This window comes from Duganella fentianensis, assembly GCF_009857835.1.
Lineage (GTDB): Bacteria > Pseudomonadota > Gammaproteobacteria > Burkholderiales > Burkholderiaceae_D > Rugamonas > Rugamonas fentianensis.
Map to the genome: position 1 here is coordinate 1,224,566 of NZ_WWCL01000001.1, position 14,164 is coordinate 1,238,729.

Genomic DNA, 14,164 nt, shown 5'->3' on the forward strand with positions numbered 1-14,164 from the left:
AATTGCGTATCCGGGAGGGCAGCATGGTCAAACTCGATGGCATCAGCAGCTTCGTCGCGATTGCCGAAGCCGGCTCTATCAGCGCGGCCGCGCGCCGTTTGCATCTGTCGAAATCGGTGGTCAGCGAACGGCTGGCCGAGCTGGAGCAGCATCTGGGTGCGCCGCTGTTTCACCGCACCACCCGCAAACTGAGCCTGACAGAAGATGGCAGCGCCTTTCTCGAACGGGCCAACCGCATCGTCTGGGAAGTACAGGATGCGGTGGCGGAAGTGGCGGAACGGCGCGGCAGCCTGAGTGGCCCCATGCGCCTGTCGGCGCCCGTCACGTTCGGGCGCATGCATCTGGGGCCGGCGCTGTATCCGTTTCTGGCCCGGCATCCGGGCATTTCGCTGACGCTGGAGCTGGACGACCGCCGCATCGACGCGGCAGCGGAGGGCTATGACGCCGTGATCCGCCACGGCACGGTGGAAGACAGCCGGCTGGTGGCGCTGCCGCTGGCGCCTAGCCGGCGCTTGCTGGTGGCCGCGCCCGACTATCTGGCACGGCATGGCAGGCCCGACTCGCTGGCCGCCTTGCGTCAGCACCGCGCCATCTACTACACCAACCGCAACGTGGCCGACTGGCGCTTTGCCGATGTGCGGCAGGATGTTTTCGTACGCCCGCCGGCGGCACTGCGCGTCAACAATGGCGACATGATGCGCGATGCGGCGCTGGCCGGTCTGGGGCTGGCGCTGCTGCCCAGTTTTATCGTGGGCGAAGAACTGCGCGCCGGTAAGCTGGTCAGGCTGGACATCGGCCACGAAGCGGCGCAGGAACTGATTTACGTGGCCCATCCCGAAGGACGGCGCGCCTCGCATAAACTGCGCACGCTGGTGAGTACCCTGCGCGAACATTTCGGCACGCCGCCTTACTGGGATGTGGTCTAGCGCCCGGCGCGGGCTTTAAGTATTTGAAGTTTGATGTTTTTCCGGTAATGTTGTTGACTTTGCTTTTGGTGTTTGCAACACTGAGCTGTTTCCCTTACAGCTTACGGAGTTGGCATGCGCCTGCTGTCCCGTCTCGCCGGTATTGCTGCCCTGTGCAGCCTGCCGCTGGCCGTTCTGGCCGAATCTTCGATCACCGGTTTTTCGCCTGTTGGTACGGTCAAGCAGGTGCGTCAGGTCAAAGCGCGCTTTAATGCGCAGATGGTGCCGCTGGGCGACCTGCGGCTGGAGGAACCGTTCAGCATCGATTGCGCCGTGCCCGGCAAGGGGCGCTGGGTCGATGGGCGCAACTGGGTCTATGATTTCGAGCGCGATCTGCCGGCTGCCGTGAACTGCCGCTTTACCCTCAAGGACAGCGTGCGCGATCTGGCCGGCCAGCCGCTGGCCGGTGAACACAGCTACAGCTTCAATACGGGCGGGCCCAAGATCCTCATGTCGTCTCCGCGTCAAGGCGCCTACGACATCGACGAACAGCAGGTCTTCATACTGGGGCTGGATGCGCCAGCCACGAGCGAGAGCATCAGCGAACACGCATGGTGCCGTGCGCAGGGCATCAATGAACGGATAGGCGTGCGCCTGCTGACGGGCGAAGAACGCCAGCGCGTGCTTGATCAGCGCAAGGATCTGGTGGAGCGCCATCTGGTAGCGTATTACCGCGCCCGCGGCGTGGTGTGGAGCGCCCGGCTGGCCGTGCGCGACAAGCGCCTCGAGCAGCTCTCGCTGGCGGTCCTGCAATGCAAGCAGCGCCTGCCGGCCAAGGCCGAGGTGACGCTGGTCTGGGGCGCCGGCATTGCCGCAGAAAACGGCATGCACAGCACGCAGGATCAGCACTGGTCGTTCAGTACGCGGCCGGATTTTACGGCCAGTTTCAGCTGCGACAAGCTGAAAAAGAATGGTGGCTGCATCCCCTTCCTGCCGATGCGGCTGGGCTTTTCCGCGCCGGTGCGCAAGGCCGATATGCTGGCCATCAGCCTGCGCGGGCCGGGCGGAAAAATTTATCACGGCACGCTGCCGAAAGAGCAGCAGCAGGCGGAATTCGTCGATACGCTGGAGTTCAAGGGGCCGTTTCCGGAGCGTGCCGCGTTCACACTGAATTTGCCGGCAGGGCTGAAGGATGACGGCGGGCGCAGCCTGCTCAATGCGGAACGCTTCCCGCTGGCCGTGCGCACGGATGCGCAGCCGCCGCTGATCAAATTTCCGGCGCGCTTCGGCATCATCGAAGCGCGCGGCGACCGCATGCTGCCGGTCACGCTGCGCAATGTGGAAGCCAGTCTGGCAGTAGCTGCGGCAAAAATCGAAGGCAGCAGCCTGCGCGTCAACGATGCCGCCATGGCGCAGGAGCAGCAGGACCGCCAGATCATGGACTGGCTGCAGCGCCTGACCGGCTATGGCGGCGAGCCGCGCGAACTGGCTGGCGACGCGCTGTATCAGCCGCTGCTGGCGCAGAAGAAGGGCGCTGCTGCCAGCGGCATCGAGCGCTTCGCCGTACCGAAACCGGCTGGCCGTCAGGCCATGGAAGTGGTGGGCATCCCGCTGCGCAAGCCGGGCTTCTATGTGGTGGAACTGGCCAGCCCGCGGCTGGGTGCCGGGCTGGCCGAAAAGCCGGCGCCCGCATACGTCAGCGCGGCGGCGCTGGTGACCAATATGGTGGCGCACTTCAAGCACGGCGCCAGTTCCTCGCTGGTGTGGGTGACCTCGCTCGATCAGGCCAAGCCGGTCGCGCAGGCGCAGGTCAGCATACGCGATTGCGAAGGCAAGCTGCTGCGTCAGGGCGTGACCAATCAGCAGGGCGTGGCCAGTTTCAGCGGCGAGCTGCCCGAGCGCTCGTGCACGGGCAGCAGCGCCTATTTCGTCACGGCGCGCAGCGGCAACGATATGACCTTTACTTTGTCGGACTGGACGCGCGGTATCGAGAGCTGGCGCTTCAACGTGCCGTCCGGCGACCGGCGCGATGAAAACGTGCTGGCCACTACCGTATTCGATCGCACCTTGCTGCGTGCCGGCGAAACCGTGCACATGAAGCACTTCCTGCGCCGCCATACGGAGCAGGGTTTCAGCCTGCTGACGGCCGATAGTGCGAGTAACCGCGGGCGTGGTGCTTTTGGGCGCCAGCTGACGCCGGACGAGCGCAAGGCCCAGCCGGAGAACGTACAGCTGCTGCATGAAGGCAGCGAGCAGCGCTATCAGGTGGCGCTCAAGTGGAGTGCCAATGGCAGCGCCGAAAGCGAATGGCATATTCCGGCCGACGCCAAGCAGGGCTGGTATCAGTTGCTGCTGGGCGGGCGCGATGCGGGGCGCTTCCGTGTCGAGCAGTTCCGCGTGCCCACCATGAAGGCGGTGATGCAGGGGCCGAAGACGCCGGCCGTGCAAGCGACCAGCGTGGATCTCGATGTGCAGCTCAGCTATCTGTCGGGCGGCGCTGCGGCCGGTGTACCGGTACAGTTGCGTACTGTATTGCAGAACAGATCGCTGTATTTCGAAGACTATGCAGATTTCACCTTCAATGCCGGCGATGTGCGCACGGGCATGGAGCGCGAGCAGCCCGTGTTCGATGACGATGAAGGCAGCTTCGAAGGCGAGCAGGGCGACGCCAGCGCTGCCAGCGGCTTCAAGACCCGCACGGTCAAGCTCGACAAGCAGGGCGGCGCGCGCGTGACGCTGGACCAGCTGCCGGCAGTGACTACGCCGCAGCAGCTGCTGACGGAAATGTCGTATCAGGATGCGAATGGCGAGACGCTGTCGGCCAGCACCACCATCCCGCTGTGGAACTCGGCCTATCTGATCGGCCTGCAGCCCGATGGCTGGGTGGCCAGCAAGGATGGCCTGAAGTTCACCGTGGTGGTGCTCGATGTGCAAGGCAAGCCGGTCGCCCAGGCGCCGGTGACGGTAGACTTCTTCCAGCGCCTGCAGTATTCGCACCGGCGGCGTCTGATCGGCGGCTTCTATGCCTATGAAAACCAGAGCGAAGTCAAAGCGCTGGGGCCGGCCTGCGCGGGCCAGACCGATAGCCGTGGCTTGCTGATCTGCGAAGTCAAAGCACCTGCCTCGGGCAATCTGATCCTGCGCGCCAGCACCTATGACAGCGACCGGCGTGCCGCCATCACCCAGCGCGAAACCTGGGTGGCCGATGGCGCGGACTGGTGGTTCAGCGCCAGTGATAATGACCGCATCGATCTGCTGCCCGAGCAGAAGCGCTACGAGCCGGGCCAGACGGCCAGCTTCCAGCTGCGCATGCCCTTCCGTGAAGCGACGGCGCTGATTACCGTCGAGCGCGAAGGTGTGCTCGATACCTATGTGCGTCAGGTCTCGGCCAAGGAGCCCGTGTTCACGCTGCCCGTCAAAGGCAACTATGCACCCAACGTGTATGTCTCGGCGCTGGTGGTGCGGGGCCGTGCGGCCGGCGTGCAGCCGACGGCGCTGGTCGATCTCGGCAAGCCGGCCTACAAGCTGGGCATCACGCCGCTGCGGGTGGGCTGGGCCGCCCACGAGCTGAAAGTGCAGGTCAAAACGGACAAGCCGGTCTACAACATCCGCGAGAAGGCCAGCGTGCAGGTCAAGGTGGCGCGGGCCGATGGCGCGCCGCTGCCTGCCGGTGCCGAGGTGGCACTGGCTGCCGTCGATGTGGGGCTGCTGGAACTGATGCCCAACACCAGCTGGGAACTGCTGGAGGCCATGATGCAGCAGCGTAATCTGCAAGTGCAGACGGCGACTGCGCAAATGCAGGTGGTCGGCAAACGCCACTTCGGCCGCAAGGCCGTGCCGCATGGCGGTGGCGGCGGCAAAGGCGCAGGGCGCGAACTGTTCGATACCCTGCTGTTCTGGAAAGCCCGCGTGGTACTCGATGCCAATGGCGAAGCCAGCGTGCAAGTGCCTATCAATGACTCGCTGACGGCGTTCCGCATCGTCGCCATTGCCAGTGCCGATGCCGACCTGTTTGGGACGGGCCGCACCGAGATCCGCAGCTCGCAGGACCTGATGCTGCTATCGGGCCTGCCGCCCGTGGTACGCGAAGGCGACCGGCTGCGTGCCGGTTTCACGCTGCGCAATACCAGCGATGCGGCGGTGCAGGTGGCGCTGACGGCCAGCGCCGGTGGCAAGGCGCTGGCGCCGCAGCAGGTGGCGCTGGAAGCGGGCGCCGCGCAGGAAATCGGCTGGGATTATCTGGTGCCGGCTGGCGCAAGCACGCTGGCGTGGGATATCGCTGCCAGCATTGTCGGCGCCGATGGCGCCGCCGCGCGCGACCGCCTGAAAGTCAGCCAGCGCGTGCTGCCGGCCGTGCCGGTGCGCACTACTCAGGCCACGCTGCTGCAACTGGACCAAGGGCAGCGCATGCAGGTACGCCTACCGGAAGATGCCTTGCCCGGGCGTGGCGGCGTGCAGGTGCAGTTCAGCGCCCGGCTGGGCAGCGAGCTGACCGCACTGCGCGAGTATATGAACCAGTACCCATACCGCTGCTTCGAGCAGGCGACTTCGCGCGCGATCGCCCTGCACGATAAAGCCATGTGGCAGGCGAATATGGAAACCCTGCCGGCCCATCTCGATAGCGATGGTCTGGTCAAGTATTTCGCCCCCATGATGCAGGGCGACGAAATGCTGACGGCCTATGTGCTGTCGGCCGCCCACGAAGGCGGCTATGCGATACCCGAGGATCTCAGGAACAGCATGCTGACGGGCCTGCGGAATTTCGTGGCTGGACGTATCGTGCGCTGGTCGGCCTTGCGCACCACCGATCTGGCCATGCGCAAGCTGGCGGCGCTGGAAGCGATCTCGCATTACGCCCCGATACGGGCGGAGCAGCTGCAATCGTTCGCTGTCGATCCGAATCTGTGGCCGACTTCGGCCGTGATCGACTGGTATCAGATCCTGAAAAATTCGCCCCAGCTGCCGCAAAGGGCGCAGCGCTGGGCCCAGGCCGAGCAGATACTGCGCGCCCGTCTGAACCTGCAGGGCACCACCATGGGCTTCTCGACCGAGCGTAGCGATAACTGGTGGTGGCTGATGGCTTCGGGCGACAGCAATGCCAACCGCCTGCTGCTGGCCGTGGCCGACAATCCGGGCTGGAAGGAAGACATAGGCCGGCTGGCACGCGGCGCGCTGGGACGCCAGCGCAAGGGCCGCTGGAACACCACGGTGGCCAATGCCTGGGGCACGCTGGCGCTGGAACGCTTCTCGCAGCTGCATGAGCGCGTGGCCGTGACGGGCAGCAGCAGCGCTACGCTGGCGCAGGTCAGCAAGAGCATCGCTTACGGCGGCGACGCCACGGGCGGCAAAGTCATGCTGCCGTGGCCGCGCGGCTCGGCCGAACTGGAACTCAATCACACGGGCACGGGCAAACCGTGGGTGACCGTGCAGACGCTGGCGGCGCTGCCGCTTAAAGCACCCCTGTCCAGCGGCTACCGCATCAGCAAGAGCATCACAGCGCTGGAGCAGAAGCAGGCCGGCGTGTGGTCACGCGGCGATGTGTACCGCGTGCGGCTGGAGCTGGAAGCGCAGACCGATATGACCTGGGTGGTGGTGGACGATCCGATTCCGGCCAGTGCCACAGTGCTGGGCACTGGGCTGGGCACGGACAGCCAGATACTGGGCGCCAGCAAGCAGCAGGGCTGGGTCTGGCCCGCCTTCGAGGAGCGCAGCTTCGACGGCTACCATGCCTTCTATCAGTTCGTACCGAAAGGGAAGTGGAGTGTGGAATACACGGTCAGGCTGAATAATGCCGGTCAGTTCAATCTGCCGCCTACCCGGGTGGAAGCCATGTACAACCCCGAGATGTTCGGCGAGCAGCCCAATGCTGTCGTGACGGTGAAATGAAAGCGCGCGGATCGGGCCGATGGCGGCAGCCAATGCTGCTGCCACTGCTACTGTGCGCAGTGCTGCCTGTGCTGGCGGCGCACGCCGCCGTGCCCACACCCGAACAGGTCAGGCGCGAGTATCGCGGCTCGGAAGCGCAATTGCTGGACCGGCACGGCGAACTGATACAGTCGCTGCGCGTCGATCGGCAGGGGCGGCGTGCGGACTGGGTGGCGTTAGGCGATATCTCGCCAGCCCTGCCGGCCGCCGTGCTGCAGGCCGAGGACCAGCGCTTCTACCAGCATGAAGGCGTGGACTGGAGTGCAGCCGGCAAAGCCGCCTGGGATAACCTGTTCCGCAGCCGTCCGCGCGGTGCTTCGACCATCACCATGCAGCTGGCGGCCTTGCTCGATCCGCGCCTGCAGGCTAGCAGGCAGGGACGTAGCTGGGCGCAGAAATGGGATCAGGTGCAGGCTGCGCGCGAGCTCGATGCCAGCTGGAGCAAGGCGCAGATACTGGAAGCCTACCTGAATCTGGTGTCCTTCCGTGGCGAGCTGCAGGGCGTCGGCGCGGCGGCGCGCGGCCTGTTCGGCAAAGTGCCGTCCGGCCTCACGCTGACGGAAGCCATGATCATGGCCAGCCTGCTGCGCGGGCCGAATGCCGCGCCGGCGCTGGTGTGGCAGCGCGCCTGCGCACTGTCGCGCGAGCTGCGCGCACCGGCCACCTGCAGCGAAATCGAATTGCATACGCTGGTGGCCATGGGCCGGCCGCAGATCGCGCAGGAGCTGGCGCCGGCAAGCCAGGTGGCGCAGCAGTTGCTGAATCACGCGGCGCAGAACGTACGCAGTACGCTCGACGCGCAGCTGCAGCGGTTTGCCCAGACCGCGCTGCGCCAGCAGCTGATGGCGCTGCGTGACCGTAACGTTGGCGATGGTGCGCTGGTGGTGCTGGATAACGCCAGCGGCGAGATACTGGCCTATGTGGCCAATGCCGGCGGTTCCGAGATCGACGGGGTGACGGCGCTGCGTCAGGCCGGATCGACGCTAAAGCCTTTCCTGTACGAGCTGGCGCTGGAGCGCAGGCTGCTGACGGCCGCTTCGGTGATGGACGATAGCGCCATCGACATCGCCACACCTACCGGCCTGTATGTGCCGCAGAACTACGACAAGGAATTCAAAGGGCAGGTGAGTGTGCGTACCAGTCTGGCCAGTTCGCTCAATGTGCCGGCGGTACGCACGCTGGTGCTGACGGGACTGGAGCGCTTCCATCGCCGGCTGCAGCAGGTAGGCCTGAGCAGCCTGACCGAAACGGCCGACTATTACGGCTATTCGCTGGCGCTGGGCTCGGCCGAGGTCAGCCTGCTGGAGCTGAGCAATGCCTACCGCGTGCTGGCCAATGGCGGCCTGTATGGCAGTGTGACGCTGACGCCGCGTGCCCAGCCGCAGCCGCTACGGCGCGTGCTCGATGCCGGGGCCAGCTTCATCATCGGCGATATCCTGTCCGATCGCGCGGCGCGCAGCGTGACCTTCGGCCTGAAGAACGAACTGGCCACCGGCTTCTGGAGCGCCGTCAAGACGGGCACCAGCAAGGATATGCGCGATAACTGGTGCGTGGGCTATTCGGACCGCTACACGGTAGGCGTTTGGGTCGGCAATTTCGATGGTCAGCCCATGTGGGATGTTTCGGGTGTGACGGGCGCAGCGCCGGCGTGGCGCGATGTGATGGACTATCTGCACCGCCAGCAGCCTGGTCGTGCGCCGGCGCCGCCGGCCGGTGTGCTGGCGCGCCAGATCAGCTATCAACCAGCGCTGGAGAGCCCGCGCAACGAGTGGTTCATGGCCGGGACCGAAAGCCGGGTCATCACGCTGGTGACCGAGGCCCAGCGTGCGCCCAAGATCATCTATCCGGCGGAATCGACCATCATCGCGCTCGATCCGGACATGCCGGAAGCCGTGCAACGGGTGCTGTTTCAGGCGCAGGCGGGCCAGGGCCTGAGCTGGCAGCTGGACGGCGCCGAGCTGGGGCAGGCTGGCAGCGCCTATCCGTGGTGCCCCACGCCGGGCCAGCACCTGCTGGCGCTGGTCGATGGCGAAGCGCGCGTGATCGCCAGTACGCGTTTCCAGGTGCGTGGCAATGGCGCAGCGGAGCCGCATACGGGCGCGGCCGAGCTGCCTGCGGGCGAGTGAGCCTGCCGGCCCGCGTCGGTGCAAACGCACGGTTGTCAGTTGCGGCTGAAGTCTGCACAATGGCAGGCCTGCTTCCGAACTTGCGAGATGAACTATGAAACGAATTCTGCTTAGCCTAGCCTTGCTGGGCGCTGTGTATGGCTATGGCGGCGCGGCGCTGGCCGCTGATGATGCGGCCCAGTGTGCGGCTTCGGCCGGCACCTACCGTAGCGGCGTGATCGTCAAAGGGCCGAAATTTGCGCATGGACAGTTCCGCAAGGGCGTGGAACTGTCGCACACCCACCTGAAGATGAAGGCCGATCAGGATGGACAGGTCTACGATGTTGCCATCGATAATGTTTTTGCCCAGGGCTTCGATCCCGAGCAGCGTAGTGTGCCGGCCTCGCTGGAACGCATCCGCGTCAATGACCGCATCGCCGTCTGTGGCCAGCTGTACACGCGTGGCGGGGTAGGCATACACTGGGTGCATACCAATTGCGGCAAGCGCCCCACGCCGGACAAGCCCGATGGCTGGATCAAGCTGGTGGGGACCGATGGCAAGGCCGGGGTGAATCTGGAAGACAACGGCGCGTATTGCGGCCTGTTTAAACACTGATCGCCGCCCCAGAACTGTTGTGCTTGCTATACTGTTGGTTAGTAGCTACTTCTGGGGATGGGATTGCAAGTCTTTAAAAAACGCTGGCAGCGCTGGGGCGCTGGGGTGGCCAGTGCGCTGGGTCTGTATGCGCTGGCTGGCGGCTGGTTATTGCCCAAGCTGATCAAGAGCCAGGTGCCGGCGCTGGTGGCCTCCGAGCTGGAGCGCAAGGCCAGTGTGGCCGACGTGCGCTTCAATCCTTTCACTTTGCGCCTGTCGCTGCAACAACTGGCAGTTACCGAAGCCAATGATGCGCCGCTGTTCAGCTTCGAGCAGCTGGAAGTGGAACTGCAGTGGCGCTCGCTGCTGCGCCGGGCCTGGTGCCTGGGTGATATCCGGCTGGCGGGGCCGAATCTGCAACTGGCGATTGCGCCCGATGGCAGCTTCAATATCGCCCAGCTGCTGGCGACGCTGGACAAGCACAAGAAAGACGAGCCGGATAGCGGCATGCCCCGGCTGGTGGTGGCCCACTTCACGCTGGAGCGGGGCAAGGTGATGATGCAGGACCGCCATGCCGGCTACCGCGATACCTTCGCGCCCATCGATTTCACGCTGAATAATCTCAGTACGCTGCCGGACGATAACGGCGATTACACCCTCAGTGCCGATGCGGGGCTGGGCGGCAAACTGCGCTGGAAAGGCAAGGCCTCGCTCAATCCTATCAGTGCCAGCGGCGAGCTGGCGCTGGAGAATGTGGCCCTGTCTGGCCTGTCCAGTTATCTCAAGCCTTACGTGCGTATGGGGGTCTCGGCTGGCCGGCTGTCGGCTACGCTGCCTTATCAGTTCCGTTATCACGATGGCCAGATCGATGCGGGCCTGAATGGCGCCAGTCTGGGGCTGGCCGATCTGGCCTTGCATCAGCAGGGCGCAGCAACGCCGTTTGCGCGGGTGAAGAAATTCGATATCGGCGGGGTCGATCTCGATCTGGGGCGACAGACGGTGAACATCGCCAGCATCGGTCTGCATGGCGGTGCGCTGACACTGCGGCGCGATGCGCGCGGTGTGCTGGACCTGACTACGCTGGCCGTGCCCGCCGCGGCGCCGGTGGCCGCGCCGGCCACAGCATCAGCTGCAACACCGGCCAGGCAGCCTGCCGTTGCCAAACCGGCCGCGCAGAACACGGCAGCCATGGTCGCAGCCAAGCCGCCTGCTCCGGCATGGAAGCTGAACCTCAAGCAGTTCGACCTCGATGGTGTGGCGCTGAGCGCAATCGATGAAAGCGTGCAGCCCGCACTGAAAGTCTCGGCCGAGCAGCTGGCACTGCATCTGAATCTGCAGGCGCACAGCGGCAAGCAGGGCCTGGAACTACAGCTGGCCGATGGCCGTGTGGCGCTGGACAATCTGCAATTGCAAAGCGGTGCGGCCACTCCGTTCAAGCTGGCCCGTGCGGCGGTGGAGCAGGGCGAACTTGATCTGGCGGCCCGGCGGGCCACAGTGGGCAAGCTCGCGTTCGAAGGCGGCCAGCTCGATCTGTCGCGTGACAGCAAGGGGCAGTTCCTGCTACTGCAGGCACTGCCACTGAACAAAAATGACAGCAAGGCGGCCCAGCCGGAGGCGCCCGCTGCGGTAGCTGCGCCAGCTCGCGCATCAGCACCAGCTCGCGCATCAGCTTCAGCTTCGGCGGCTGCACCGGCATGGACGGCCAGTATCAGGCGGGTGGAGTTCAACCGTTTCGGTGCACGCTATGACGATGCCGCGAGCGGCATCAAGGCCAATGTGCAGGACTTTAGGCTGGCGCTCAACGACGTGGGTAGCGATCTGGCCAAGCCGGTGAGCTTTGATGGCGCGCTAGCCTTGCGCGAAGGCGGCCAGTTGCAGGCGCAAGGCAAGCTGGTGCCGGCCAGTGTGGCGCTGGAAGCCGACCTTAAACTGAGCAAGCTGGCGATAGCGCCGGTTCAGCCTATGCTGGCGAAATATCTGCGCCTGAAGATCGCCAGCGGCGCCATTTCCACGCAGGGCCATCTGCATCTGGGCGCCGGTACTGCCAAGGATGCCGCTGTGCGCTACGACGGCGGGCTGGATTTCGACGAGCTGGTATTGAACGAAGACGACGGCGACCGCTTTGCGCACTGGAAGCAGCTGCGTGCCGAGAAGCTGGCTTTCAGCCTGAAGCCGGATCTGCTGGATATTAGTGAATTGCGTCTGGTGGAGCCGGATGCTACGCTGATTATCGAGAATGACCGCAGCTTCAATGCGGCGCGGCTGCTGGTGCCGCAGCCCGAAGCAGCGCAACCTGCTGCGGCCACGGCTGCTGCCGGTGCTGCTTCTGGTACTGCGGCCAAGTCGGCCGCTACTGCCACGGCAGCGACCACTACGACCACTGCAACCGCCACACCATTCCCGCTGAAGATACGTCGCCTGCGCCTGCAGAATGCCAAACTGGCGTTCACGGACCTGAGCCTGCGGCCCCAGTTCAGCGCCAAGATGTACGAGCTGAATGGTGTGATTACGGGCCTGTCTTCGCGCGCCGATGCCAGCAGTCAGGTGGAGATCGATGGCCGCGTGGACGAATATGGTTCTACCCGCATCCGTGGCAAGCTCAATCCCTTTGTGCTGGCCGATAACACTGACCTCAGCGTGGTATTCAAGAACGTCGATATGGTCTCGGCCTCGCCGTATAGCATGAAGTTCGCTGGCTACCGTATCGCCGAAGGCAAGATCTCGCTGGACCTGCAGTACAAGGTACGCCACAGCCAGCTGGAAGGGAATAACCAGATCGTGCTGGATAAGCTGACACTGGGCGAACGTATCGATAGCCCTGATGCGCTGCACCTGCCGCTGGAACTGGCGCTGGCCATCCTCAAGGATAGCAATGGCCGGATCGAACTCGGCGTGCCGGTTTCCGGCGATCTCAATGATCCCCAGTTCAGCTATGGCGCCGTGGTGTGGAAGGCGATCGGCAATATCATGAGCAAGATCGTCACTTCGCCGTTCCGCGCACTGGGCAGCCTGTTCGGCATTAGCGGTGATGAACTGGAAGCGATCAGCTTCGATGCAGGCAGCGCCGCGCTGCTGCCGCCAGAACGCGAGAAACTCAAGCAGGTGGCGCAGATACTGGCCAAGAAGCCGCAGCTGCATCTGTCGGTGCCGGGTCTGTATGGCGAGGCGCTCGATGGCGCGGCACTGCGCCAGCAGGCCGTACGCCGTACGGTGCTGCAGCGTGCCGGCGTGACGCTGGCAGCGGACGAACCAGCGGGGCCGCTGGACCTCGGCCAGCGCAAAGTGCGTTCTGCCTTGCGCGATCTGTATGCCGAACGCTTTGGCACGGCTGCACTGGATCAGCAGAGAAAAGCGGCGGAGGCTGCGGCCACTGCCAGCGGCAAAGCCAGCGCAGCGGCAGGTACGTCCGCCAATGGCGAGCAGGGTGCGCCAGCCGATGGCAGCGCTGCACAGAAGCTGCCAATGCTGCAGCGTATGGCCAAGCTGGTTCAGGGCGAACCGCAGGTGGCCGATGCCAGCGCTTTCTACCAGCAACTGCAGCAGCGGCTGGAACAGCAGCAGGCCTTGCCGGCAGATGCGCTGCGTCAGCTGGGCACGCAGCGCGCCAATGTGATACTGGCGGCACTCAAGGAAGCCGGCGTGGCGCCCGCTGCGGCGCAAGCTGCAGCGCCGCAGGCCATCGAAGTACGCAGCGGTGCGACTCTGCCGCTGAAACTGGAACTGTCGGCGAAATAATATAAACGATATGAACGATAGTTCCGGAGCGAGCGCCAAACCTGCCGGCAGTGCGCTGCTGGCAGGGTTTGCCCTGCTAGCCAGCCAGCTCTCGCTGAATCTCGGCGCGGCACTCGCCAAACATCTGTTCCCGCTGATCGGCGTGGAGGGTGTGGCTTCCTACCGGGTGGGAATCGCCGCCATCATCATGTTGGCCGTGTTCCGGCCGTGGCGCACGCCGCTGACGCTGGCGCAGGGAGTGAACGTGGCTATCTACGGCAGCGTGATCGGGCTGATGAATCTGCTGATCTACCGTTCGTTCAGCCGCATCCCGCTGGGCATCGCGGTCGCCATCGAAGTGGCGGGGCCGCTGACGGTGGCAGTGCTGTCCTCGCGCCGGCCGCGCGATCTGCTGGCAGTGGCGCTGGCTGCCGTGGGGCTGTACCTCCTGCTGCCTATCCATAGCGGTGTCAATCAGCTCGATCCGGTCGGGGTGGCCTATGCGGCCGGTGCGGCCGTGTGCTGGGGGCTGTACATCGTGTTTGGCAAACGCGTTTCGGTGATGCACGGCGGGCAGTCGGTGGCGTGGGCCATGCTGGCCGCTTCCGTGTTTGTCGTGCCTATCGGTGCGTGGTATGGCGGCAGCACGCTGCTCACGCCATCCTATCTGGCCATCGGTCTGGCGATTGCGCTGATGTGCAGTGCCTTGCCCTATACGCTGGAGATGCTGTCCTTGCGCCGGCTGTCGCAGCGCACTTTCAGCATGTTCAGCAGCGCGGCGCCGGCACTGAGCGCGCTGGCCGGACTGGTGGTGCTGGGCGAGAGTCTGAGCGCTATCCAGTGGCTGGCGATTGCCAGCATGGTGGGCGCTTCGGTGCTGACTACCTTATCCTGAGTGGGCGCGCTGGCGTAGCAGGCCA

The 14,164-nt window shown here is 64.9% G+C and carries 6 protein-coding genes; all 6 read left to right on the forward strand.

Features of this window, described 5'->3' with window-relative positions:
• Positions 1–23 precede the first annotated feature (23 nt).
• On the forward strand, positions 24–926 hold the full coding sequence (locus tag GTP23_RS05290) for a LysR family transcriptional regulator (RefSeq protein ID WP_161034155.1): 903 nt from the start codon (positions 24–26) through the stop codon (positions 924–926).
• A 114-nt stretch (positions 927–1,040) separates the two neighbouring features.
• Complete coding sequence (locus tag GTP23_RS05295; protein ID WP_161034156.1) at positions 1,041–6,791, forward strand: alpha-2-macroglobulin family protein; 5,751 nt, start codon at positions 1,041–1,043, stop codon at positions 6,789–6,791.
• A gap of 32 nt (positions 6,792–6,823) precedes the next feature.
• A complete protein-coding gene (gene pbpC / locus GTP23_RS05300; RefSeq protein ID WP_161034157.1) occupies positions 6,824–8,956 on the forward strand; it encodes a penicillin-binding protein 1C in 2,133 nt (710 codons plus the stop codon).
• Between the two features lie 94 nt (positions 8,957–9,050).
• On the forward strand, positions 9,051–9,551 hold the full coding sequence (locus tag GTP23_RS05305; protein ID WP_161034158.1) for a hypothetical protein: 501 nt from the start codon (positions 9,051–9,053) through the stop codon (positions 9,549–9,551).
• Positions 9,552–9,608: 57 nt separating this feature from the next.
• Positions 9,609–13,265 carry a DUF748 domain-containing protein gene (locus GTP23_RS05310; protein WP_161034159.1) on the forward strand — a complete coding sequence of 1,219 codons (3,657 nt, stop codon included), beginning with the start codon at positions 9,609–9,611 and terminating at the stop codon, positions 13,263–13,265.
• Positions 13,266–13,275: 10 nt separating this feature from the next.
• Complete coding sequence (locus GTP23_RS05315) at positions 13,276–14,139, forward strand: EamA family transporter (RefSeq protein WP_161034160.1); 864 nt, start codon at positions 13,276–13,278, stop codon at positions 14,137–14,139.
• Positions 14,140–14,164: the final 25 nt, after the last annotated feature.